Here is a 23257-nt window from a genome sequence, read left to right on the forward strand (position 1 = left end):
GGATCAAACTCTCCAATAAAGTTAGTTTGTCTAGCATCTAAAAATAAAAATTGACGTTTCACGTTGTTTGTTTCGTTCAGTTTTCAAAGAACTACTTGGTCGCTCATTTGCGACTTCCTTATGTTAACATCTTCGTTTTTCGATGTCAACTAAGTTTTTTAATTTCTTTTTTGTCGTTTTCTGCGTTTCCGCATCAGCGACGGTTATTAATATATCATGGTGAAAATTGAAATGCAACACCTTTTATAAACTTTTTTTAAAACCACCCACATTTCTTTTTTAATATCATATACTTAAACGAAATATCTCTTCATGTATAAGCAATTCCTACATATATTCTATATAAAGTTACTCTATCAAAAACCGTTTCTTTCTATAATAAACGTTTTATTCCTATAAAATATCATACAAGGAGGAATACATATGGACTATACCGATTTATTACTCAAACTAGGTCTCTCGGCTATTTTAGGATTCGCCATCGGTTTAGAACGTGAATTAAAACGTAAACCACTTGGTTTAAAGACTTGTTTAGTTATCTCTATTATTAGTTGCCTCCTCACTATTGTTTCTATTAAAGCAGCTTACAATTTACCACATACCGACCATATGAATATGGACCCCCTTCGACTTGCTGCTCAAATTGTATCAGGAATTGGTTTTTTAGGTGCAGGTGTTATTTTACGAAGAGGAAACGATAGTATTGCTGGGCTAACGACCGCCGCCATGATTTGGGGTGCTTCTGGTATTGGCATTGCCGTTGGAGCTGGTTTCTATATTGAAGCGATTTTCGGAATGTGCTTCCTTATGATTAGTGTAGAACTTATACCATTAACGATGAAATTTATAGGACCTAGGTCATTTCGTCAACGTGATATCGCAGTGAAACTTGTTGTACGAAATATGGACAATATCCCGATCGTAATTGAAGAAATAAAAGAAATGGATATAAAAGTTAAGAACATGAAGCTCAAAACATTGGAAAATGGTTCGCACTATTTACATTTAAAATTGTCTATCGATCAAAAAAGACATACTGCTGATGTTTATTATGCTCTTCAACACCTTGAAAGTGTTCAACAAACTGAAGTTGAAAGTATGTAATAGAAAACAAACTCTCTTTTAAATTAGAGAGTTTTTCTTTTTTCTATAATGGTAACAATGAATGTAGTCCTGCAAAGTAAGGAGGAATTGGCAATTGAAATCCCGTCCAAATTTAGTAGATACATTTCGTGATTCCATTATTTTTCGTTTAATTTGCTTTATTGTTGTACTTACTGCTTTTTCCGGCTTTCTTATACATAGATTAGAACCATCGCACTTCACCACATGGTTTGATGGAATTTGGTGGTCAATCGTTACAATTTTCACTGTTGGCTATGGTGACTTCGCCCCACATACACTAATAGGCAAACTCATCGGTATGAGTATTATTTTATTTGGAACCGGTTTTTGTTCTTATTATATGGTTCTATTCGCCACTGATATGATTAATAAACAATATATGAAAGTTAAAGGAGAAGAAGCTGCGACTGCTAGCGCTCATATGATTATTGTCGGATGGAACGAACGGGCAAAACATGTTGTAAAACAAATGCACATCTTACAACCAAACCTTGATATCGTTTTAATTGATGAAACACTTTCTTTACTTCCAAAACCATTTCATCATTTAGAGTTTATAAAAGGTTGTCCACATCACGATCAAACGTTATTAAAAGCTAACATTACAACGGCACACACCATATTAATAACGGCTGATAAAGAAAAAAATGAAAGCTTAGCTGATACACAGTCCATCTTAAATATTTTAACTGCAAAAGGACTTAATCCAAACATTCATTGCATCGCTGAACTTCTTACTTCGGATCAAATTCAAAATGCAACGAGAGCTGGTGTATCAGAAATTATAGAAGGAAATAAATTAACGAGCTATGTATTTACCGCTTCTCTTTTATTTCCTTCTATTTCAGGTGTACTATTCTCACTTTACGATGAAATCTCTGATAACAAATTGCAACTGATGGAGCTTTCTCCGCCTTGCACCGGACAAACTTTTGCAAATTGTAGCTATACTCTTTTAAAACAAAACATTCTCTTACTAGGTATAAAGCGTGACGATCAATATATGATTAACCCAGTCCATACCTTCATTCTTATCGAAAGCGACATACTTATTGTTATTCACCATTAAAAAAGTGACGCTCTAGTTCCTGTACTAATACTTTCCCAATATTAATATACTTACTTTTCACATCTCCATCTGGATCTTTCGGCTCAGCAAATTGATCAAATCCGCTCGTTCCAGCTGTTAACGCATTCACATTATCATCTAGTTCGTCTTGATACACATGCGAAAGAATATACGGCGTTTCAAGACGGACTATTACACCAGGCACATCTAATTCCCCATCCACAGCTGTAAATGGCACTCGTAAAAATTGATAGCCATCTTCTTCGTCGATTTTGTAATCAAAGCACCCTTTATCGTAATCCCAATTGCCACCAATACTATATCCAAGTGGTTTCATAACCTCTTCTAACTTATATAACGCATATGTATGTCCTTTTAACTTTGATTGAATCGGAATCAAGCCCATCCCTCCAAGACTTTTCCTTTAGCATACCCATTCTAGTTTGAATATACCGATGGACATTTCAGTAAAATAATAAAAAGCGACCGGATCTTCGGTCGCTTTTTATTATTTTAAACGCTCTTCTAATTCTGCTTTTAATTCTTCAAATCCTGGTTTACCAAGTAAAGCAAACATGTTTTTCTTGTATGCTTCTACTCCTGGTTGGTCAAATGGATTTACGCCTAATAAGTAGCCGCTCATCGCACATGCTTTTTCGAAGAAGTATACAAGGTAACCGAATGTGTACTCATTTAATTCAGGAATATTTACGATTAAGTTTGGTACTCCGCCATCGCTATGTGCAAGTAATGTACCTTCATATGCTTTTGTGTTTACGAAGTCTACAGTTTCACCAGCAAGGTAGTTTAATCCATCTAAATCGTTTTCTTCTGATTCGATTGTCAGTTCATGTGTAGATTTACCTACTTTAAGAACTGTTTCAAATAAGTCACGACGACCTTCTTGAACGTATTGACCTAATGAGTGTAAATCAGTTGAGAAGTTTGCTGAAGATGGGAAAATACCTTTTTGATCTTTTCCTTCACTTTCACCAAATAACTGTTTCCACCACTCAGCGAAGTATTGAAGCGCTGGCTCATAGTTAACAAGCATTTCAATTGTTTTTCCTTTATTGTATAAAGCGTTACGAACTACTGCGTATTGATAAGCTGGGTTTTCTTCTAGTTCTGATGCCCCGAAGTCGTCATGACCAGCAGCTGCACCTTTCATCATCTCTTCAATATTTAAGCCACTTACTGCGATTGGTAATAAACCAACTGGCGTTAATACAGAGAAACGTCCTCCAACATCATCTGGAATTACGAATGTTTCGTAGCCTTCGTTATCAGCTAATGTTTTTAATGCACCACGCGCTTTATCTGTAGTTGCATAAATACGTTTGCGAGCTTCTTCTTTTCCATACTTCTCTTCTAATAACTTACGGAAAATACGGAATGCAAGTGCAGGCTCTGTTGTTGTACCTGATTTGGAAATAACGTTAATAGAGAAGTCTTTACCTTCTAATACATCCATTAAATCTTTCATGTAAGTGGAGCTAATGTTTTGTCCAACAAATAGCACTTGTGGAGTTTTACGTTGTTCTTTAGAAAGCGTATTGTAGAATGAATGGTTTAACATTTCGATTGCTGCACGCGCTCCTAGGTAAGAACCACCGATACCTACAACAAGTAAAATGTCAGAGTCATTTTTAATTTTTTCTGCGCATTTTTGAATGCGAGCAAATTCTTCTTTGTCATATTGAAGCGGAAGCTCTACCCACCCAAGGAAATCGTTCCCAGCTCCAGTTTTTTCGTGGATTGCATGATGTGTTACTTTCACTGCATCACGTAAATAAGTGATTTCATGTTCACCGATGAAGGATAACGCTTTAGAATAGTCGAACGTTACATGTGTACTCATCTTTTTCCCTCCAATTATGGATATGTATTTCTGTATTCACTTTAGCGAAACTGAAGTTGTAAATCAAGCGATTCAACCAGTGTAAACGTAACCAATATATATTTTTTAGAAAAAGTTCATTTTTTGCATAAAAATTCGCATTTTTCGGTATAGATGTATATACATCTTTTTTTCACACATTTTTTATGTATAAAAACAACATAACTGCACCATTCTATAAAAGAGTTGATTAACTCAGCGCTTGCTCATGCTTCACAATTAAGGGGGGGTTTTTCATGAGTACATTGCAACGTATCGCATTAGTCTTTACTGTAATTGGTGCAGTAAACTGGGGACTAATCGGGTTCTTCCAGTTTGACTTAGTAGCAGCCATTTTCGGCGGACAAAACTCAGCTCTTGCACGTATTATTTACGGCATCGTTGGTATATCTGGGCTTATCAATCTTGGTTTACTGTTTAAACCATCTGAAAATCTTGGTACGCACCCAGAAACAAACGAAATTCGATAATCAGTATGTCCTTTCACCTCCGACATACGAATATGATTGCATGCAATCATATTTGCAAATATATATCATAAGATAAAGTAAAAGAGGAACGCTCATATGCGCTCCTCTTTTACTTTGTTAACTCGGACTCTTCAATCCATTCTGTCAGCTTTTCTCGCAACGTATTAAATCCGTCCTTAGATGGATTCGGTATAAGAATCCTTCCTTGTTTTCTTTTCGCAGCTTTTAACGATAAACTCATTTTTCTGTGCTCTTCATCAATTGAAAGTACTTTTACTTCTACTGTATCGCCGACTTTCAAAAAGTCATGAATATCCTTTACATATCCATTTGTAATTTCAGATATATGCACAAGTCCTTGTGTTTCTGCATCTAACGCTACAAATGCACCGTAATCTTGAATTCCAGTCACTTTCCCTGTTACAACCACTCCTGTTGTATATTGTTCTGACATATGAAACACTCCCATACGTTTACCATTTTCTCTACAAATGTAGATTGCAAAACAGATGTACTTATTTTAAATATCCGATTAATTAGTACGCCTGTTACGTATCGCTACCTAACAGGCGCATACCTTATATTAGTAAATTATACCACTATGACAGAACTCATTCAAAATTCACGAAAAAATTTCCTGTAGCACGTATAATTCTCCAATATTGGGATAGAATACTAACACATGGCTTTCTAGTATTCCCCCCCTTTTATGGACAAAACGTACTATGTTTTGTCCTTTTTTTATTCTCGACGAACCGTTCCATTCTCTTCATTGCTTCCATAAGTTGTTCAAGCGATGTTGCATACGAACAACGAATAAATCCTTCACCACTTTCTCCAAATACACTTCCAGGTACAACAGCCACTTTTTCTTCTAGTAATAACTGTTCTGCAAATTCCGCTGAAGTTAGTCCAGTTGAGGCAACAGAAGGAAAGACATAAAACGCCCCGCCCGGCACATGACACGTTAATCCCATCTCATTGAAAGATGTCGCCATAAAATTACGGCGTTTCTTATAGCTATTTCTCATTCGAATGACTTCATCATTCCCTCCGCGTAATGCTTCAAGAGCTGCGAACTGGGACATCGTCGGTGCACACATCATAGAATATTGATGAATTTTAAGCATCAACTCTGAAAATTGAACGGGAGCTGCGATCATACCGAGACGCCATCCTGTCATCGCAAATCCTTTTGAAAATCCCGAAATTAAAATCGTATGTTCGCGCATGTTTTGAATGCTCGCGAAACTCGTATACACTTCGTCATATACAAGCTCTGCATAAATTTCATCAGATAATACGATTAAATTGTACTTCTCAACCATTACTGCTAACTTTTCTAGTTCGGATTTGTTTAACATTGCACCTGTTGGATTATTTGGGGAACAAAGTAAAATTGCCTTTGTTTTCGCTGTAATAGCTGCTTCAATTTGTTCGGGTTGTAATTTAAACTCTTTTTCTAAAGTAGTCGCTATAGGAACTGGAACTCCTCCAGCTAATGTTACAAGCGGTGCATAAGAAACGAAGCTCGGTTCAATAATGAGTACTTCATCATCAGGATTTATAATGGCACGCATCGCTACATCTAACGCTTGGCTCGCTCCAACCGTAACAATGATTTCATCGTTTGGATCATAAGATACTGCAAATTGTTTTTTTAGATACTTTGCTATTTCTTGACGGAGCTCCAATAATCCTGCATTTGCTGTATACGCTGTATATCCTTGCTCTAAAGAACGGATACATGCTTGCCTTACATTCCAAGGTGTAACAAAGTCAGGCTCTCCCACTCCAAGTGAAATAACACCTTTCATACTTGCCGCTAAATCGAAAAACTTTCGAATACCAGACGGTTGTAAAGATTCTGCTACTCTAGACAGTTCAAACTGCTTCATGGTGTCACCACAATTCGCTTATCATCATCGTTTTTTTCATAAATAATTCCCTCATGTTTATACTTCTTCAAAATGAAATGAGTTGTTGTAGAAACGACAGATTCAATCGTTGCTAATTTCTCAGAAACAAACATCGCTACTTCTCCCATCGTCTTTCCTTCTAATGTAATAGAAAGATCATATGTCCCTGACATTAAATACACGGATTTCACTTCTGAATAGCGATAAATTTGTTCAGCAACTGCATCAAACCCAACACCGTGCTTCGGCGTAACTTTCACATCAATCATCGCTGTTAAACCCGTATGTTCTTTTACTTTTGTCCAATCAATATGTGTTACATAATCCACAATAATCTTTTCACTTTCTAATTTCGCAACCATCTTCTTCACTTCTTCTACTTCTATATTTAATAGCTTCGCCAATGTATCTACAGACAAACGACTACTTTTTTCAAGACAAGCCAATAATTCTAATTCCTTTTCAGTCACCATATAAATCATCCTTCCTTTTCGTTTCTGTCTAAATTATACAAATACCCTTTCCAGTTTGAAAAGAAGATTTTTTTAGAGAATTATGTCAAAATAAAGTGAAACTTTAATCAGTGGAAAGGTTCATCCCGCTGATTATTAGCCCACACCAATCGGGCTTTTACGGGCAGTTAGTCTCCCCCTATCTTCTTTGCTTCAGGCATTTTTAGGGGCGGGAGGCTTTATTGTCCGTTAACAAGGGAGAAAAGTGAGAGGGGATGGAACCGTGAAACCAAAAGTATATATCGCTGAACCAGTTCCAACATTTGTAGAAAACTATTTATCAGAACACTGTGATTATGAAAAATGGAATCAAAATGAGAAAGTACCTCGTGATGTTCTATTAGAGAAGATACAAGATAAAGATGGGTTATTAAATTTCGGATCTGCCATAAATGAAGAATTGTTAAATGTAGCACCGAAATTAAAAGTAGTGAGTAACATTTCTGTTGGCTATGATAATTTTGATTTACTAGCGATGGAAAAGCGAAATGTCATCGGAACGAATACACCATACGTATTGGATGATACAGTAGCTGACCTCGTTTTCGCTCTTATGTTATCTGCTGGTCGTCGTGTTTGCGAACTCGATTCCTATGTGAAAAATGGTGAGTGGAACGCTGAAATCGGAAAAGAACATTTCGGACTAGATGTGCACCATAGTACAATCGGTATTATCGGAATGGGACGAATTGGTGAGGCCGTTGCAAAACGAGCAAAATTCGGATTTGATATGGATGTTCTTTATTATAACCGTCGCCGTAAAGAAGAAGCAGAGCAAAAATTCGATGCTACATATTGTGATTTACAGACGCTACTAAAACAGTCTGACTTTATTGTTCTTCTTACTCCATTAACAGATGAAACGTATCATCTTATCGGAGAAAAGGAATTTTCATTAATGAAAGAAACAGCAATCTTTATTAATGCATCTCGCGGGAAAACAGTAGATGAAGAAGCTTTAATCCATGCCTTAACAGAAAAGAAAATCTTTGCAGCAGGCATTGATACTTTTACACAAGAGCCGATTCAAAAAGATAATCCGCTCTTATCATTACAAAATGTTGTGACTTTACCGCACATCGGATCTGCGACATTAAAAACTCGACAGCAAATGGCCATGACAGCCGCTGAAAATTTAGTTGCAGGGTTACAAGGAAAAACACCGCCTAATATTGTTCGCGGGTAATGATGAATAAGCGAAAGGCAAGATGACAATGTCATCTTGCCTTTTTTTGTTAACATATTTTTTTCTACCTTGGAGATGATATGAACAAAAATCAATGGAGTGACAAAAAATGAATCATGAATATACTTGTCCTTATTTCACTTTTTCCACTCGCGGCACTACTATTCATTACGAATTGTATGAACATAAAAATAAAACAAAACGTCCTACTTTCGTACTCGTTCACGGCTTTTTATCTTCCTCATTCAGTTACCGCCGTCTCATTCCTTTACTATCGAAAGCAGGAACAGTACTGGCTCTTGATTTGCCTCCATTCGGAAAAAGTGATAAGTCTCATCTCTTTAAGTATTCTTATCACAATTTAGCAACCATTATTATCGATTTAATCGAACATTTATCTCTCTCAAATATTGTGTTAATTGGGCATTCTATGGGCGGGCAAATTTCTCTCTATGTAAACCGTATACGTCCTGAACTAATCTCAAAGACGATTTTACTATGTAGCTCTAGCTATTTAGCACGCGCAACCTTACCTTTACTGTATTCTTCTTATTTACCGTTCTTTCATTTATACGTAAAGAACTGGATTATAAGGCGCGGGATTGTTCATAACTTAATGAATGTCGTTCATGATCACTCATTAATTGATGATGAAATGAAGGAAGGCTACTCCGCTCCTTTTTATGACAACCGTATATTCCCCGCCCTAACTCGCATGATACGAGACCGTGAAGGTGACTTATCTTCAACTGAATTACAAAAAATCGAAACGCCTATACTACTCATTTGGGGTGAAAAAGATCGCGTCGTCCCTGTACATGTAGGACACCGTCTCCATAAAGATTTACCGAATTCAACATTTATCTCTTATGAAAATACAGGGCATTTACTACCTGAGGAAAAGCCTGAACATGTTTATGAAGAAATTATCGCTTTTTCCGCGCAATAAAGTGAAACTTTAATCAGCGGAATGTTTCACCCCGCTGATTATTAGCCCGCACCAATCGGGCTTTTACGAGCAGTGGATCTCCCACCTCACTTCTTTGCCTCAACCGTCTTTTTAGGTGGGGGTCTTACTGCCCTGCAAATAGCGGGATAATATAAAAAAGACTGTCGGAAATTCCGACAGTCTATAATGAGCAACTTCCGCCTTCTTTTAATACAAGTAACTCTTCAGCTAATTTCTCACATTTTTCAAGCGCAGGTACTTCCTCAAAAGACATAAAGTATATATGTTGAATCTTCTTTGCAATATATTTCGAATCGTCAAACACAGTTACGACGTTCACTACATCGCTCGCTTCTGTTTCATAAAACTCCGGTCCCATTCGAAACGGATCCCAATTCTTCACAACCTCTATCATCTTTTCATATGTACCCATCTACTTCCCGCCTTTTCACTTTTTAATACTTTTCTTTATCCTATCACATCAGCTATTCTATAAGAAGAGAGAGAACTTTCATAACTTAGCAGTTTCACAGAAGAAAGGGGCAAACATATGCAGCTATTTCATAAAACGGTAAATCGGCGCGGAACACATAGTACAAAATGGGATACTTATAAAAACGAAGAACTCATTCATGCCTGGATTGCCGATATGGATTTTGAAGTACCAAAACCAATTCAAACTGCATTACAAAAACGTATCGAACACCCTATTTTTGGCTATACACTTCCACCTGAACATATTGGAGACATTATTTGTAACTGGACAAAAAAACAGTACGAATGGGATATTCAAAAAGAATGGATCGTATTTAGTGCGGGGATCGTTCCAGCTCTTAGTACGAGCGTACAAGCTTTCACAAAGGAAAACGAATCCGTTCTTGTACAACCACCTATTTATCCTCCATTTTTCGAAATGGTTACAACAAACAACAGACAATTATGCGTGAGCCCATTATATAAACAAGATGGCACATATATGATAGACTTCGATCATTTAGAAAAACAATTTCAACAAGGGATTAAACTAATGCTTCTTTGTAGTCCTCACAATCCTATTGGACGCGTTTGGACGAAAGACGAGCTAATGAAGCTCGGAGCGTTATGTACAAAATATAATGTAATTGTTGTCTCAGATGAAATTCATGCTGATATTATTTACGGAGATCGTACTCATACACCATTCGCTTCTTTATCTGAAGAATTAGCAGCACGTACCATTACTTGTATGGCTCCAAGTAAAACATTTAATATAGCTGGATTACAAGCATCTATCATTATTATTCCAAATGAAAAACTACGTAATACCTTTACGTCTATTCAATATAGACAAGGGTTCCATGGGCTAAATACATTTGCTTATACCGCGATGCAAAGCGCCTATACAGAATGTAATGATTGGCTAAATGAAATCCGACTATATATAGAAGATAACGCTCAATTCGCTTGTGAATATATCAAAAATCACATACCTACTCTTTCCGTAACGAAGCCAGAAGGTAGCTTTTTATTATGGATTGATTGTTCTCACCTAAAACTTTCTCAAAACGAGCGCACCACGTTACTTGAGGAAAAAGGAAAACTTATCGTCGAACCTGGTGAAAAGTACGGATTAGGCGGCGAAGAACATATTCGAATTAACATTGGCTGTCCACGATCTGTTTTAGAAGAAATTTTAAACAGACTGCGCCATACGTTTTCATAATAAGAAAGGATCCTGCCCACGAATCAATTTTGGGCAGGCTTCTTTCTCAATTTTTGTCGGTAAATCGATATATTTTAAAAATCGCTGATATATTTTGAGTTACAGTCGAAATATTTCAATAATCGCCGATATATTTTGAGTTGCGGTCAATATATTTCAATAATCGCTGATATATTTCCAATTACGTTTCACAAAAAAAGCTACCATCCACGGTAGCTTTTACTTTTTCTTCATATCCGACGCTTTTTTTACAATCACACCGCAAGCAATTCGATCACCAGATTTACCCGTTGGTTGTGTCATGCCATCATCAGGGTTTTCAGTAATAATAATAGACGCTCCATCTTTTCTATGAATCGTCGTTTTCCCTTCTTCAAGCGTTATGTGCGGTGCATCGATATCCGCTTTAATCTTTCCAGAACCATCTGCAATTACATTCGGTAAATCACCATTTTCCGCACCCTTCGGATTGAGTAAGCCATGCTTTTTATTATCTGGATTAAAATGATTACCAGACGATTCAAAACGAGGCGCTTTACACTCTCCAATTTCATGTACATGTATGCCGTGCGGACCAGGCGCGAAACCTTCCCCTTTAATCGTAATTTTCACTCCACTTGTTTGCTGAACTACTTTCGCAGTCCCTACTTCATCTCCTGAAGCATTATGTAATTTCACTTCAATTTCTTTCGGCTTTCCTTGGTCACAACCTGCCATCAGAAATAATAAACAACAACTGAAAAAAAGCCGTTTTTTCATTCTATTCCCTCCAAAATACATTCTGCCCTTAGATTGTCCGAGCATAGAGGGAAACATACAAAAATGAATTACCGTTTCTTTTCAGCTAAAAGCTTTTCTTCTACTTTCTGTAATCGCTCTGCTTCTCGTTTGGATACACGAATGAACATACGCCACGTAGCAACGGCACCAATGATAAATAGAACGCAAACAATCCCTGGAATAATATATTCTGTTTTATCTTCCGGAAAATATAAAGGCATCATATGAAACACTCCTTATTGTAGGATTCAAAAACCATCAGAATTTTCTGTTATATTATTTTAAATTATAGTTGAACCAATTCATATTCTCAAGGGGCGTTCCGAAAGCGAATGATTTCTTTGACTCCTTCTCCTACTTTCCTTACTATAAACTTGAGGTGAAAAATATGAGAGAAACATTTGAAATTGGTGAAATCGTTACTGGTATTTATAAAACGGGAAAATACATCGGCGAAGTTACAAATAGCCGCCCTGGCAGTTACGTCGTAAAAGTATTAGCTGTTTTAAAACATCCGGTGCAAGGTGACTTACATAACGTAAAACAAGCTGACGTACCATTTTTCCATGAAAGACGTGCTTTAGCTTTCCGTGAACAGACGAACATTCCAGAACAAATGGTGAAGAAATATGAAGGAGAGATTCTAGATTATACAGATTCACTCAAATTAGCATTAGAAACTCAAATGAATTCATTTTCTGAAGATGATTCACCTTTTGCGGTTCGTAGTCTAGAAACATTAGAGCAGTTAAAAAAAGACTACAAACTTTAAAAAAACAAAACGACCAAATTACATACTGTGCAATTTGGTCGTTACTGTGTACTCACTTTCTTTAACACTTTTGAAAAGTCCACGAGTTCCCCTAATGTTGGAGGTGCTGGTTTCACTAAATACTCTTTATCTTTTTCTACTAATTTAAAAATATTGTACGTCGTCATCGCATCATCTAGCGCACAATGATGCTTACCCGTTCCTACTTTTCCATACGCCTCAATCGCTTTCCATAATCCTGTTTGATTTCTTTCTCCAAAAAACTTCTTATACTCAAGCGATAAATCACGACACTGTCCGAAAAACGGAAAAGCTACTCCCGACATTTCACAATTATGCTTCAGCACTTTCATATCCATATTTCCCCACGTTACAATGGTCGGTTTACATCTTTTTTCGTATTCTGCAAGTTTATCAATGAGTTCAGGAAATGAAATTCCTTTATCCACGATTTCTTGTTTAATTCCTAAAAATTTCTTGCATCGATCTGTTAAAGAAGGAAATGTTTTCGGCCTGACATGTGATGAATACGTATCTTCTACCTTACAACCTACAACCGAGACGAGTCCTACCTCAATAATTTCCGGGAAAAATCCTTTTGGTTTCTTTCGATGCTGGGGCATCGTAAACTCAAAATCTAAAAATAAAAATCGTTGTTCATCCATACGATCCCTTCCTTATCATCTTTGTCATTCCTTTCTATTTGACACTCCTACACGAACAAGCTCGAATGCTAATTCCATTTTAAATATTCAGATTGGATGTATCTTATATATATGTCAAATGCCCACAAATATTTTTAAAAATGAGAAAAAATGACCTATGCAGAAAATATGACAAAATCCCTCCTTTCATTTACATCCGCAGTTTTTCTACTTTATAATGACGTTATGTGTGTTTCATCTAGTTAATATTTGACACACTAAGAAAAATGAATGAAAGGAGATGAGATTTTTGCACGAAACAACGCAAGAACTCGCTAACTGGCAGTATTATTTTGCTATCGCAGTCTTTTTAATTACATATGCCATTATTATTTCTGAAAAAATTAATCGCGCTGTCATCGCACTTCTTGGTGCAGCACTCATGGTAATTGTGGGGGTCGTCGATTTACATAACGCCTTTACGAAACATATTGAATGGGGAACGATTACGCTACTCATCGGTATGATGATTTTGGTGAACATTACGAGTAAATCAGGTGTTTTCCAATACGTTGCCATTAAAGCAGCAAAAGGGGCACAAGGAAATCCAATTAAAATTTTAATTTCCCTTTCCCTACTTACCGCGCTTGGCTCCGCATTTTTAGATAACGTTACAACTGTACTTCTTGTTGTTCCAGTTACTTTATCTATTACGCGCATCTTGCAAGTAAATCCTGTTCCTTATTTACTTTCTGAAATTATTTTTTCAAACATTGGGGGAACAGCAACATTAATTGGTGATCCGCCAAATATTATGATTGGTTCTGCAAATAAGCACCTAGACTTCAATGCTTTCTTACTGAATCTAGCACCAATCGTAATTATTATTATTGCAGTTACAGCAACAATACTTTACTTCATGTACCGTAAACAATTAATTGCTGATCCTGTACAAGTTAAAAAATTAATGAGCTTAGATGAAAAACAATACATTAAAGATCCAGTATTAATGAAAAAATCTTTAACAGTACTTGGACTTACAATTGTAGGTTTCATGACTCATTCCATTTTCCATGTTGATGCAGCTATTATCGCCTTGACTGGTGCTACTGTACTTATGCTAATCGGTGTGAAAGAACATGAAATTGAAGAAGTATTCGCAAGCGTAGAATGGGTGACGATTTTCTTCTTCGCGGGACTATTCGTACTCGTTGGAGGACTTATCGATATCGGTCTTATCAAAATGTTAGCTCAAAAGGTAGTCGGAATAACAGGCGGAGATATTTCTCATGCATCTATCCTTATTCTATGGGTATCTGGTATCGCCTCTGCAACAATCGATAACATTCCATTCGTTGCAACAATGATTCCACTTATTAACGATATGGCAGTTGGGCTAGGTTTATCACCTTCTGACGCACAAATCGACGTATTATGGTGGGCATTAGCATTAGGTGCTTGCCTAGGTGGAAATGGAACTTTAATCGGTGCTTCTGCTAACGTAATCGTAGCCGGAATCGCAAGTCGTGAAGGACATAAATTTAGCTACATGGAATTCCTTAAAGTCGGCTTCCCAATTATGATTGTTTCATTAATCATTTCTCATATTTACATTTATTTACGCTATCTTATGTAGTAGAAAAAGGGCTGTCCTATGTGGCAGCCCTTTTTTCTTAGTCAACGAAATATCAATTAACCAACAAAGAGCTGTTCCAAAATAGCTTCGAAACAGCTCCCCGCATATATCTACTCGTTATATCTTACCGGCTCATTTCGGATAATGAATAAATGAATCGGCAAGAAAACCGAAAATGTGATTACATGAATAATCGTAAATAGTATAGAGTTCGTTCCATATCTGTCTAAAATAGCGTAGATGAGATAAATGGACAGCACAATCGATACGGCTGTTGCTAGTAAACTTATAATTGGTACGAAGTTAAAGATGAAACATGCGACATATATACCGAATACTTTCCACCCTGCCTCTTCTTTCAAGAAATCTGGTAATTTATCCTTCGCCAAGTCACCCCACGTCTTACTATTCAAAAATGGAATAAACGCAAGAACCCCATCAGTTGCACCATCATTTTTTGCCATCGTATAAAGTGCAAAAGCCGTTAACAAATACGAAATAATTGCCCAAATTATTATAACAAGAATAAACGCAAAACTAAGAGCAAAGAAACCTGCTAGTACGCTCTGATCTTCCATCTTATCCTCTCCCCTCTCTTTTCAACATATTTCATTACATTGCAAGTTATGTTTTAAAATTTAACCAAACTCTTTGTATAATAAGAGAAGAAAGGTAATAAGAGAGGAGAAACACTTATGCATCCATTTGTACAAGCATTACAAGAGCATTTTACAGCTCATCAAAATCCTGAAAAGGCAGAACCAATGGCTCGTTATATGAAAAATCACTTCCCATTTCTAGGTATTCAAACACCGGAAAGACGCCAATTATTAAAAGACGTCATTCAAATACATACTCTCCCAGATAAAAAAGACTTCCAAATTATCGTACGTGAACTTTGGAACTTACCAGAACGTGAATATCAAGCTGCCGCACTTGATATTATGCAAAAATATAAAAAGCATATAAACGAAACTCATATCCCATTTTTAGAAGAACTTATTGTTACGAAATCTTGGTGGGATTCTGTTGATAGCATCGTCCCTACATTTTTAGGTACTATCTTTTTACAACATCCCGAATTAATTTCTGCATATATTCCAAAATGGATTGCATCAGATAACATATGGTTACAACGTGCCGCTATTTTATTCCAACTAAAATATAAACAAAAGATGGATGAAGAACTTCTTTTCTGGATTATTGGACAACTACATTCTTCAAAAGAATTTTTCATTCAAAAAGCGATCGGCTGGGTTCTTCGCGAGTATGCAAAAACAAAGCCTGATATCGTTTGGGAATACGTGCAAAATAACGAGCTTGCCCCGCTCAGTAAACGTGAAGCAATTAAGCATATTAAACAAAATTACGGAATAAATAACGAAAAAATAGGCGAGACTCTATCATAGATAGACGCGTTCCTCTATTGAGATTTAAAAAAGAACGTGTTAGAATATGTTCATTATTATTAATATAAGTAGCGATGACGGACTTATAAGTACTTGCACAAAAAGCGATTCAGGGATAGTGAAAGCCTGAAGACGCAAGGAAACGGCAGTCTCGAGCATTACATGATAAAGTGGATGCACATTTTGTGTATCAACTAGGGTGGAACCGCGGGCAAACGCTCGTCCCTAGGCAAATATGCCTTGGGATGAGCGTTTTTTTATGTTTTTCAAAGCATATACTGCGCATTTCACAAGTACCAGAGCACGTCATCGCCAATACGTTAACTTTCAAAAGGAGGATTTTATTATGTATTCAATGGAACAAGTTGTAAACTTAGCGAAACATCGCGGTTTTGTTTTCCCTGGTTCTGAAATTTACGGTGGTCTTGCAAACACTTGGGATTACGGTCCACTTGGAATCGAATTAAAAAATAACGTTAAAAAAGCTTGGTGGAAAAAATTCATTCAAGAATCTCCACACAACGTTGGTTTAGATGCAGCTATTTTAATGAACCCAAAAACTTGGATCGCTTCTGGTCACGTTGGTAACTTCAACGATCCAATGATCGACTGTAAAAAATGTAAAGCGCGTCACCGTGCTGACAAATTAATTGAAGATGCATTAGATGCAAAAGGCATTGAAATGGTTGTTGACGGTCTTACTTTCGACCAAATGGCTGACTTAATGAAAGAACATGAAGTAAAATGTCCTGATTGTGGTAGTGAAGAGTTCACTGAAATTCGTCAGTTCAACTTAATGTTCAAAACATTCCAAGGTGTTACAGAGTCTAGCACAAACGAAATCTTCCTTCGTCCTGAAACAGCACAAGGTATTTTCGTAAACTTCAAAAACGTACAACGCTCTATGCGTAAAAAACTTCCATTTGGTATTGGCCAAATTGGTAAGAGTTTCCGTAACGAAATCACGCCTGGTAACTTCACATTCCGTACACGTGAATTCGAACAAATGGAACTTGAATTCTTCTGTAGGCCTGGTGAAGATTTAGAGTGGTTCGCATTCTGGCGTGAAACTTGTAAAAACTGGTTACTTTCACTTGGTATGCATGAAGAGAGCATGCGTCTTCGTGACCACGGTGAGGAAGAGCTATCTCACTACAGTAACGCAACAACTGACATTGAATTCAAATTCCCATTCGGTTGGGGCGAACTATGGGGCGTTGCATCTCGTACAGACTTCGATTTAAAACGTCACATGGAACACTCTAACGAAGACTTTAACTATATCGATCCACAAACGAACGAGCGTTACGTACCATACTGCATCGAGCCATCTTTAGGCGCAGACCGTGTAACATTAGCGTTCTTATGTGATGCATATGAAGAAGAGCAATTAGAAAACGATTCTCGTACAGTTCTTCGTTTCCACCCTGCTTTAGCACCATACAAAGCAGCAATCTTACCATTATCTAAAAAGCTATCTGAAGGTGCTACTGAAGTATTCGCAGAACTAGCTAAAGACTTCATGGTAGACTTTGATGAAACTGGTTCTATCGGTAAACGTTACCGTCGTCAAGACGAAATCGGTACACCATTCTGTATCACATACGACTTCGACTCTGTTGAAGACAAAGCTGTTACAGTACGTGACCGTGACACAATGGAACAAGTTCGTATGCCAATTAGCGAACTAAAAGGTTTCTTAGAAAAGAAAATCCAGTTCTAATTATAAAAAAGAGGCTGCTCATGAGAGCTGCCTCTTTTTTATTTTTCACGTTTTTCTTTAATTGCTACTGTACATCTTGAAATACATATTAAATCATCATTTTCATCAATGATACGAATATCCCAAACCATCGTTGAATGTCCTCTATGTATCGGTGTCCCGATTGCTGTTACGATTCCATCTTTCTTTGAGCGAATATGATTTGCATTAATTTCTAGACCGAAACAAATACATTTCTCTTGATCAATTAAATTATATGATCCAACACTTGCTACTGTTTCCGCTAACGCAATAGAAGCACCACCATGTAAAAATCCAAACGGCTGATGCGTACGCTCGTCAACAGGCATCGTAGCAACTACTTTATCTTCTGTCATTTCTAACAACTCAATTCCAAGTGAGTCCATTAAAGTTTTTGCCATATCGTTTTCGCCTTCTCTCTTTAATTAAATGTATAATTTTACCTATTTATTTTCAAACTACCTATAACACTTATATAAGGAGGTTTCACCACAATGAAACAGAAACTTTGTATACTATTGCTCATGTTCTCCTTGCTGACTATTGTACCAAATTGTGCAATGGCAGCCAAAGCATCTAACCTGACAATCGATGTTCAGACTATAACGCAAAAAGGTAAGAAACCTTATATAGAATATCAAATTAGTAGGCCTTCTTTTCACAATTTTTCCGATTCTAAATTTCAAAATAAGCTCAATTTCTATTACAAAAAATCTACTGACAAATTTAAAAACAAATTAGAAAAAGAAGCAAAAAAATATTATAAAGAAACAGAAGGGTCTAGTACACCCTTCCATCCGTACGTGGCGAATGTTGATTATAAAATCTCCTTAAATAAACCACCTTTTCTCAGCCTATATGTGAATTACTATCAATATACGGGCGGGGCACACGGCCTTTATACGTGGAAAGCAAACACATTTGATTTAAATGAAAAAAAATTACTACGCTTAGACGATTTATTTCAAAAAGAAGATAAATATAAAGAAGTAATCCGTGCAGAAATTGTAAGGCAAATTAAACAAAATGAAAGTATTTATTTTCCTGATGCAACGGAAAAAGTAATGAGTGCTAAAAAGTTTCACTTCTTTTTAGAACCAAACAATCTCGTTATTTATTTCCCTTTATATGAGATCGCTCCTTATTCAAGCGGCATTCCACAATTTCGTATTCCGTATACGTTGCTAAGAGACTATTTGAAGCCTTCTTATCAAAATAATTTGATTGACAACAAGTAAATATTTTCGCTACGATAATGTTAACCTAAAAACAACAGGAGGTTAACATTATGAGAAGATTTCATGTTTTAGATTTAGCATTAGCTGCCATGTTTGTTGCTCTTATGGCCATTGGTGCAAATATTGTATCTTGGGCGCCATTCCTGCAAATAGCGGGCGTTCCGTTATCTATGCAACCATTTTTCGCAATTTTAGCAGGCCTTCTTCTTGGAAGTAGACTTGGTGCATTATCAATGACTGTGTATATGCTAGTTGGCGTAGCCGGCGCACCAATCTTCGCTAACTTCAAAGCTGGATTCGGAGCACTTTTAGATCCTACTGGTGGTTTTATTATCGCATTTATTATCGTTGCTTACGTATCAGGAAAAATAGTAGAACAAAAAGAAAGACCAACATTCAGTACATTTGCTATCGCTTCTTTCACAGGAATCATTTTAACTTATATTATCGGTACTACTTACATGTACGGGGCGGTCAATCTCTTCATGGGCGGTAATATGAGTTATAAAGCTGCCTGGATGATTATGATGTGGTTTGCAGTAAAAGATATCGCATTTACAATTATCGGTGCTATTATCGCACCTCGCATATACTATGCTGTACGCCGTTCTGCTTATCAACGTTCTCATTCGACGATTTCTTAATAAAAAAGAGTTATTTCAGTACACTGAAATAACTCTTTTTTTATATTAAGACTCTTGATTCGTTTGTTCTTCTAAAATTCTCTTCATCATTGTAACCATGTCACCACGTAATTCTGGGTGTTGCAGGGCCATTTCAATTGTCGTTTGAACGAATCCTAACTTTTCACCAACATCGTAGCGTTTTCCTTCGAAGTCGTAAGCAAATACTCGTTGAATTTCATTTAAGTTTTGAATTGCATCTGTTAACTGAATTTCACCGCCAGCACCGACATTTTGCTGTTCTAAGAACATGAAAATTTCAGGCGTTAAGACGTAACGTCCCATAATTGCTAAGTTTGATGGTGCTGTACCTGCTGCTGGTTTCTCAACGAAATTACGAACTTGGTAACGACGTCCTTCCTGCTCTAATGGGTCGATAATTCCATAGCGATGTGTTTCATCTTCTGGAACCGTTTGTACACCAATAACAGAAGAAAGTGTTTTATCATATTCGTCCATTAACTGACGTAAACATGGTTTTTCAGCTTGAACGATATCATCACCTAATAAAACAGCAAATGGTTCATCACCGATGAATTTACGTGCACACCAAACTGCGTGTCCTAATCCTCTTGGTTCTTTTTGACGGATATAATGAATATCTACCATTTTTGAAGAAGCCTGTACTTTTTCAAGTAACTCATACTTTTTCTTTTCTAATAAATTTTGCTCTAATTCAAATGCATTATCAAAATGATCTTCAATAGATCGCTTTGTTTTACCAGTAACGATAATAATATCTTCGATTCCTGATTGTATTGCTTCTTCGACAATATATTGAATAGTTGGTTTATCTACTATCGGTAACATTTCTTTTGGCATTGCTTTTGTAGCTGGTAAAAAACGTGTTCCTAATCCAGCTGCTGGGATTATCGCTTTTCTTACTTTTTTCATAACAAAATACCCTCTCTTCTGTCAGGATCAATAACGATTATTTCCTTACATAGAACAAAAGGGAAGTTTTGCTTCCCTTTTGTTCTGACTACCTAAAATTAATTTATATTATAAACGATTCATAATATCTTCTTTAATAGTAAGTAACTTTTGTTCACTATTTTGTAAAGAATTATCTTTTACACCAAAGTAAAACTTGATTTTCGGCTCTGTTCCAGATGGACGTAAGCAGAACCAAGAACCATCTTCTAATTGATATTTTAACACATTTGATTTCGGTAAGTGAATCTCTTCTTTATGTCCATCTTGTAAAGATGTAACGATGCTTGTTTTATAGTCTTCAACCGCTACGACTGTTAAGCCCGCTACTTCTTTCGGAGGATTTTCACGGAATGTCGCCATCATCTCTTGAATTTTTTCCGCTCCATCTTTCCCTTTTAACGTTAATGACACAAGATCTTCACGGAAGAAACCGTACTTCTCAAATACTTCTAATAAACCATCATATAACGTTTTACCTTGTGATTTGTAGTATGCAGCTACTTCGCATGCAAATAAAACAGACTGTACCGCATCTTTATCACGGCAGAATGGACGGATTAAATAACCATAGCTTTCCTCATAACCGAATTGGAATTCATATTGTCCGCTTTCTTCGTACTGTTTAATTTTTTCACCAATAAATTTAAATCCAGTTAACGTATCAACTGTATCTAAACCGTATGCTTTTGCAATTGTACGACCAATTTCAGACGTTACGATTGTTTTTAATACAACACCGTTCTCTGGAAGCGTTCCGTTTTCTTTCTTTTGAGATAGTAAGTAATCAAGCATTAATGCACCTGTTTGGTTACCAGTTAATACTTGGAACTCACCATCATGATTACGAACTGCTACACCTAGACGGTCTGCATCAGGGTCTGTTGCGATTAGCACATCTGCACCAATTTTTTCACCGTCACGAATTGCATATTCAAACGCTGCATGCTCTTCTGGGTTCGGTGATTTTACTGTAGAGAAGTTTGGATCTGGTAACTCTTGCTCTTTTACAACCGTTACATCTGTAAATCCAACTTCCTCTAAACCACGGCGTACAGAAAGATTTGATGTTCCGTGTAATGGTGTAAAGACGATTTTTAAGTCTTTCCCTACCTTTTGTACCATTTCTTTATTAATAATGACATCGTTCAATTCTGCAGCATATGCATCATCTACTTCTTGTCCAATAATATGTAATAAACCTTCAGCTTTTAATTGCTCTACATCAGCTACTTCAACTGTTAATTCATCTTCTACTGCATTTACGTAACTAATTAACTCATCAGCTTCTTTTGGAGGCAACTGTCCACCATCGTCACCATATACTTTATAACCATTATATTCAGGCGGATTATGGCTTGCCGTAAGAACGATTCCACTTACTGTATGTAAATGACGAACTGCGAAAGAAAGCACCGGCGTTGGGCGTAAGCTTTCAAATACATATGTTTTAATACCATGTGCACCAAGTGTTGCAGCTACTTCCATTGCAAATTCAGGTGATTTATGACGAGAATCATATGCTACAACAACACCACGTTCCTTTGCTTCTTCACCTAATTTTTCAATAAATTTCGCTAATCCTTGTGTCGCTTTACGAACTGTATATACATTTAATCGGTTCGTACCAGCACCAAGTTCACCACGCATACCACCTGTACCGAACTCTAAATTTTTATAAAAGCTATCCTCAATTTTCTTCTCATCTTGCTTCATGTTTTCTAGCTGTTCTTTTAATTCTACGTCTAATTCTGCATATGAAAGCCAGCGACTAAATTCTTGTTTCCAATTCATATCTCTATCTCCTCCCGCTTGTCATACCTTTATTATATGAAAAAAACAACCTGTATCTCAATATTTTATAAAATATAGCAGGATTTTACTAGGAATATTTGTATACACTATGGTTAAATACTCCACCAAAGGGAATGAGGATTATGCAAGAATGGGGCTTGTCCGAAGAGCTCAAAATACAAACAAAGCAAATGATTGAAAGCGCTGAAAAAGAATTATCTATTATGAGGCAAGCAATTGATAAAGAAGATGAATGTATTTTATGTAAAATGGAAGAGATTCATCATATGTTGGCAAATGTACAAACATTGGCAGCTACATACTATATTCAGGCGTATTTATCACCTTATACAGAAAGCTCACATTTTATCACAACTGCTGTCCAACATTTAAGTGCCCGCAAACACGGTGCTCTTATCGTTGTGGAACGAAACGAGACGCTTGAATCTTGTATTCAAACTGGCACAACATTAAACGCTCATTTAACTGCACCGTTACTCGAATCAATTTTTTATCCAGGTAATCCTCTTCATGACGGAGCCGTTCTCGTTAAAAATAATCATATTGTTTCAGCAGCTAATATTCTTCCGTTAACGAAAAGTACGGAAGTTGATCCTGAACTAGGAACACGTCACAGAGCTGCAATTGGCTTATCAGAAAAAAGTGACGCACTTATTTTAGTTGTCTCTGAAGAAACAGGACGTACTTCCTTTGCTTTAAGCGGGACGTTATATACGATTTCTTTATAAGACGAGCCTTTCACTATGCCACACGTTTTTAAACAGCATAATA

The 23257-nt window shown here is 36.6% G+C and carries 26 protein-coding genes; 13 read left to right on the plus strand and 13 right to left on the minus strand.

Annotation, left to right across the window (positions count from 1 at the left end):
* Window positions 1-423: 423 nt before the first annotated feature.
* Window positions 424-1104 (plus strand): MgtC/SapB family protein, encoded by a 681-nt coding sequence (locus tag DPQ31_RS24285; protein ID WP_000386692.1) that lies wholly within the window; start codon window positions 424-426, stop codon window positions 1102-1104.
* Window positions 1105-1198: 94 nt separating this feature from the next.
* Window positions 1199-2194 carry a potassium channel family protein gene (locus tag DPQ31_RS24290; protein WP_208731118.1) on the plus strand — a complete coding sequence of 332 codons (996 nt, stop codon included), beginning with the start codon at window positions 1199-1201 and terminating at the stop codon, window positions 2192-2194.
* Here DPQ31_RS24290 and DPQ31_RS24295 read toward each other — a convergent pair.
* Entirely contained in the window at window positions 2181-2594 is a 414-nt protein-coding gene (locus DPQ31_RS24295; RefSeq protein WP_000612324.1) for a YugN-like family protein, read from the minus strand. The genes DPQ31_RS24290 and DPQ31_RS24295 overlap by 14 nt on opposite strands.
* 108 nt (window positions 2595-2702) lie before the next feature.
* Window positions 2703-4055, minus strand: a complete 1353-nt coding sequence (locus DPQ31_RS24300; protein ID WP_000103665.1) for a glucose-6-phosphate isomerase — start codon at window positions 4053-4055, stop codon at window positions 2703-2705.
* 275 nt (window positions 4056-4330) lie between these two features.
* Here DPQ31_RS24300 and DPQ31_RS24305 point away from each other — a divergent pair, with 275 nt between their 5' ends.
* The gene (locus tag DPQ31_RS24305; protein WP_000105788.1) at window positions 4331-4564 is read left to right on the plus strand and encodes a DUF378 domain-containing protein; all 234 of its coding nucleotides are present in this window, start codon (window positions 4331-4333) and stop codon (window positions 4562-4564) included.
* 109 nt (window positions 4565-4673) lie between these two features.
* On the opposite strand, the gene yugI is transcribed toward DPQ31_RS24305, so the two are convergent.
* From yugI to DPQ31_RS24320, 3 genes are all read right to left on the minus strand, one after another.
* Window positions 4674-5018 carry a S1 domain-containing post-transcriptional regulator GSP13 gene (gene yugI / locus DPQ31_RS24310; RefSeq protein WP_000003767.1) on the minus strand — a complete coding sequence of 115 codons (345 nt, stop codon included), beginning with the start codon at window positions 5016-5018 and terminating at the stop codon, window positions 4674-4676.
* A 253-nt stretch (window positions 5019-5271) separates the two neighbouring features.
* Complete coding sequence (locus DPQ31_RS24315; protein ID WP_199632677.1) at window positions 5272-6462, minus strand: aminotransferase; 1191 nt, start codon at window positions 6460-6462, stop codon at window positions 5272-5274.
* On the minus strand, window positions 6459-6956 hold the full coding sequence (locus DPQ31_RS24320) for an Lrp/AsnC family transcriptional regulator (protein ID WP_000255691.1): 498 nt from the start codon (window positions 6954-6956) through the stop codon (window positions 6459-6461). The genes DPQ31_RS24315 and DPQ31_RS24320 overlap by 4 nt, the downstream gene beginning before the upstream one ends.
* Before the next feature lie 244 nt (window positions 6957-7200).
* Between DPQ31_RS24320 and DPQ31_RS24325 the strand changes: the two genes are divergently transcribed.
* Together DPQ31_RS24325 and DPQ31_RS24330 are read left to right on the plus strand one after the other, a co-directional pair.
* Window positions 7201-8181: a 2-hydroxyacid dehydrogenase gene (locus DPQ31_RS24325; protein ID WP_199632678.1), complete on the plus strand. Its 981-nt coding sequence runs from the start codon at window positions 7201-7203 to the stop codon at window positions 8179-8181.
* A gap of 109 nt (window positions 8182-8290) precedes the next feature.
* On the plus strand, window positions 8291-9130 hold the full coding sequence (locus tag DPQ31_RS24330) for an alpha/beta fold hydrolase (protein ID WP_001015213.1): 840 nt from the start codon (window positions 8291-8293) through the stop codon (window positions 9128-9130).
* Window positions 9131-9311: 181 nt separating this feature from the next.
* Here DPQ31_RS24330 and DPQ31_RS24335 read toward each other — a convergent pair whose 3' ends face one another.
* The gene (locus DPQ31_RS24335; protein ID WP_000537646.1) at window positions 9312-9563 is read right to left on the minus strand and encodes a YugE family protein; all 252 of its coding nucleotides are present in this window, start codon (window positions 9561-9563) and stop codon (window positions 9312-9314) included.
* Window positions 9564-9680: 117 nt separating this feature from the next.
* Between DPQ31_RS24335 and DPQ31_RS24340 the strand changes: the two genes are divergently transcribed.
* The gene (locus tag DPQ31_RS24340; protein WP_199632679.1) at window positions 9681-10832 is read left to right on the plus strand and encodes a MalY/PatB family protein; all 1152 of its coding nucleotides are present in this window, start codon (window positions 9681-9683) and stop codon (window positions 10830-10832) included.
* Between the two features lie 219 nt (window positions 10833-11051).
* Here the strand turns inward: DPQ31_RS24340 and sodC are convergent, their stop codons facing one another.
* Entirely contained in the window at window positions 11052-11591 is a 540-nt protein-coding gene (gene sodC, locus DPQ31_RS24345; RefSeq protein ID WP_000746516.1) for a superoxide dismutase [Cu-Zn], read from the minus strand.
* A 68-nt stretch (window positions 11592-11659) separates the two neighbouring features.
* A complete protein-coding gene (locus DPQ31_RS24350; RefSeq protein WP_000982764.1) occupies window positions 11660-11836 on the minus strand; it encodes a hypothetical protein in 177 nt (58 codons plus the stop codon).
* 164 nt (window positions 11837-12000) lie between these two features.
* Here DPQ31_RS24350 and DPQ31_RS24355 point away from each other — a divergent pair, with 164 nt between their 5' ends.
* Window positions 12001-12384 (plus strand): kinase-associated lipoprotein KapB, encoded by a 384-nt coding sequence (locus tag DPQ31_RS24355; protein WP_001209336.1) that lies wholly within the window; start codon window positions 12001-12003, stop codon window positions 12382-12384.
* Between the two features lie 41 nt (window positions 12385-12425).
* Here the strand turns inward: DPQ31_RS24355 and kapD are convergent, their stop codons facing one another.
* Entirely contained in the window at window positions 12426-13049 is a 624-nt protein-coding gene (gene kapD / locus DPQ31_RS24360; RefSeq protein WP_000344367.1) for a 3'-5' exonuclease KapD, read from the minus strand.
* A 289-nt stretch (window positions 13050-13338) separates the two neighbouring features.
* Here kapD and DPQ31_RS24365 point away from each other — a divergent pair, with 289 nt between their 5' ends.
* Window positions 13339-14664: an ArsB/NhaD family transporter gene (locus DPQ31_RS24365; protein ID WP_000545233.1), complete on the plus strand. Its 1326-nt coding sequence runs from the start codon at window positions 13339-13341 to the stop codon at window positions 14662-14664.
* 110 nt (window positions 14665-14774) lie between these two features.
* Here the strand turns inward: DPQ31_RS24365 and DPQ31_RS24370 are convergent, their stop codons facing one another.
* Window positions 14775-15242: a hypothetical protein gene (locus tag DPQ31_RS24370; RefSeq protein ID WP_000390112.1), complete on the minus strand. Its 468-nt coding sequence runs from the start codon at window positions 15240-15242 to the stop codon at window positions 14775-14777.
* A gap of 117 nt (window positions 15243-15359) precedes the next feature.
* Between DPQ31_RS24370 and DPQ31_RS24375 the strand changes: the two genes are divergently transcribed.
* Both DPQ31_RS24375 and DPQ31_RS24380 read left to right on the plus strand, forming a co-directional pair.
* Window positions 15360-16073, plus strand: coding sequence for a DNA alkylation repair protein (locus DPQ31_RS24375; protein WP_000553335.1), 714 nt, complete (start codon window positions 15360-15362; stop codon window positions 16071-16073).
* Between the two features lie 346 nt (window positions 16074-16419).
* A complete protein-coding gene (locus DPQ31_RS24380) occupies window positions 16420-17796 on the plus strand; it encodes a glycine--tRNA ligase (protein ID WP_199632681.1) in 1377 nt (458 codons plus the stop codon).
* A 38-nt stretch (window positions 17797-17834) separates the two neighbouring features.
* Here the strand turns inward: DPQ31_RS24380 and DPQ31_RS24385 are convergent, their stop codons facing one another.
* Window positions 17835-18218, minus strand: coding sequence for a hotdog fold thioesterase (locus DPQ31_RS24385; RefSeq protein ID WP_001140604.1), 384 nt, complete (start codon window positions 18216-18218; stop codon window positions 17835-17837).
* Between the two features lie 93 nt (window positions 18219-18311).
* Here DPQ31_RS24385 and DPQ31_RS24390 point away from each other — a divergent pair, with 93 nt between their 5' ends.
* A complete protein-coding gene (locus DPQ31_RS24390; protein ID WP_199632682.1) occupies window positions 18312-19055 on the plus strand; it encodes a DUF3298 and DUF4163 domain-containing protein in 744 nt (247 codons plus the stop codon).
* A gap of 50 nt (window positions 19056-19105) precedes the next feature.
* A complete protein-coding gene (locus DPQ31_RS24395) occupies window positions 19106-19699 on the plus strand; it encodes a biotin transporter BioY (protein ID WP_001252145.1) in 594 nt (197 codons plus the stop codon).
* A gap of 45 nt (window positions 19700-19744) precedes the next feature.
* Here the strand turns inward: DPQ31_RS24395 and galU are convergent, their stop codons facing one another.
* On the minus strand, window positions 19745-20632 hold the full coding sequence (galU, locus tag DPQ31_RS24400; protein WP_000757818.1) for a UTP--glucose-1-phosphate uridylyltransferase GalU: 888 nt from the start codon (window positions 20630-20632) through the stop codon (window positions 19745-19747).
* A gap of 108 nt (window positions 20633-20740) precedes the next feature.
* On the minus strand, window positions 20741-22465 hold the full coding sequence (locus DPQ31_RS24405; RefSeq protein WP_208731121.1) for a phospho-sugar mutase: 1725 nt from the start codon (window positions 22463-22465) through the stop codon (window positions 20741-20743).
* A 143-nt stretch (window positions 22466-22608) separates the two neighbouring features.
* On the opposite strand from DPQ31_RS24405, the gene cdaS reads away from it, so the two are divergent.
* Complete coding sequence (gene cdaS, locus DPQ31_RS24410) at window positions 22609-23214, plus strand: sporulation-specific diadenylate cyclase CdaS (RefSeq protein ID WP_001158745.1); 606 nt, start codon at window positions 22609-22611, stop codon at window positions 23212-23214.
* The last annotated feature ends 43 nt before the right edge of the window (window positions 23215-23257 follow it).

Source organism: Bacillus sp. COPE52, from assembly GCF_003355115.1.
Classification (GTDB): domain Bacteria; phylum Bacillota; class Bacilli; order Bacillales; family Bacillaceae_G; genus Bacillus_A; species Bacillus_A toyonensis.

What these genes read in the sequence shown, in the direction of transcription:
- DPQ31_RS24285 (WP_000386692.1), top strand. Translation starts at nt 424, where the DNA reads ATGGACTATACCGATTTATTACTCAAACTAGGTCTCTCGGCTATTTTA.
- DPQ31_RS24300 (WP_000103665.1), bottom strand. Translation starts at nt 4,055, where the DNA reads ATGAGTACACATGTAACGTTCGACTATTCTAAAGCGTTATCCTTCATC.
- DPQ31_RS24305 (WP_000105788.1), top strand. Translation starts at nt 4,331, where the DNA reads ATGAGTACATTGCAACGTATCGCATTAGTCTTTACTGTAATTGGTGCA.
- yugI (WP_000003767.1), bottom strand. Translation starts at nt 5,018, where the DNA reads ATGTCAGAACAATATACAACAGGAGTGGTTGTAACAGGGAAAGTGACT.
- DPQ31_RS24315 (WP_199632677.1), bottom strand. Translation starts at nt 6,462, where the DNA reads ATGAAGCAGTTTGAACTGTCTAGAGTAGCAGAATCTTTACAACCGTCT.
- DPQ31_RS24320 (WP_000255691.1), bottom strand. Translation starts at nt 6,956, where the DNA reads ATGGTGACTGAAAAGGAATTAGAATTATTGGCTTGTCTTGAAAAAAGT.
- DPQ31_RS24330 (WP_001015213.1), top strand. Translation starts at nt 8,291, where the DNA reads ATGAATCATGAATATACTTGTCCTTATTTCACTTTTTCCACTCGCGGC.
- DPQ31_RS24335 (WP_000537646.1), bottom strand. Translation starts at nt 9,563, where the DNA reads ATGGGTACATATGAAAAGATGATAGAGGTTGTGAAGAATTGGGATCCG.
- DPQ31_RS24340 (WP_199632679.1), top strand. Translation starts at nt 9,681, where the DNA reads ATGCAGCTATTTCATAAAACGGTAAATCGGCGCGGAACACATAGTACA.
- sodC (WP_000746516.1), bottom strand. Translation starts at nt 11,591, where the DNA reads ATGAAAAAACGGCTTTTTTTCAGTTGTTGTTTATTATTTCTGATGGCA.
- DPQ31_RS24350 (WP_000982764.1), bottom strand. Translation starts at nt 11,836, where the DNA reads ATGATGCCTTTATATTTTCCGGAAGATAAAACAGAATATATTATTCCA.
- DPQ31_RS24355 (WP_001209336.1), top strand. Translation starts at nt 12,001, where the DNA reads ATGAGAGAAACATTTGAAATTGGTGAAATCGTTACTGGTATTTATAAA.
- kapD (WP_000344367.1), bottom strand. Translation starts at nt 13,049, where the DNA reads ATGGATGAACAACGATTTTTATTTTTAGATTTTGAGTTTACGATGCCC.
- DPQ31_RS24370 (WP_000390112.1), bottom strand. Translation starts at nt 15,242, where the DNA reads ATGGAAGATCAGAGCGTACTAGCAGGTTTCTTTGCTCTTAGTTTTGCG.
- DPQ31_RS24375 (WP_000553335.1), top strand. Translation starts at nt 15,360, where the DNA reads ATGCATCCATTTGTACAAGCATTACAAGAGCATTTTACAGCTCATCAA.
- DPQ31_RS24380 (WP_199632681.1), top strand. Translation starts at nt 16,420, where the DNA reads ATGTATTCAATGGAACAAGTTGTAAACTTAGCGAAACATCGCGGTTTT.
- DPQ31_RS24385 (WP_001140604.1), bottom strand. Translation starts at nt 18,218, where the DNA reads ATGGCAAAAACTTTAATGGACTCACTTGGAATTGAGTTGTTAGAAATG.
- DPQ31_RS24390 (WP_199632682.1), top strand. Translation starts at nt 18,312, where the DNA reads ATGAAACAGAAACTTTGTATACTATTGCTCATGTTCTCCTTGCTGACT.
- DPQ31_RS24395 (WP_001252145.1), top strand. Translation starts at nt 19,106, where the DNA reads ATGAGAAGATTTCATGTTTTAGATTTAGCATTAGCTGCCATGTTTGTT.
- galU (WP_000757818.1), bottom strand. Translation starts at nt 20,632, where the DNA reads ATGAAAAAAGTAAGAAAAGCGATAATCCCAGCAGCTGGATTAGGAACA.
- DPQ31_RS24405 (WP_208731121.1), bottom strand. Translation starts at nt 22,465, where the DNA reads ATGAATTGGAAACAAGAATTTAGTCGCTGGCTTTCATATGCAGAATTA.
- cdaS (WP_001158745.1), top strand. Translation starts at nt 22,609, where the DNA reads ATGCAAGAATGGGGCTTGTCCGAAGAGCTCAAAATACAAACAAAGCAA.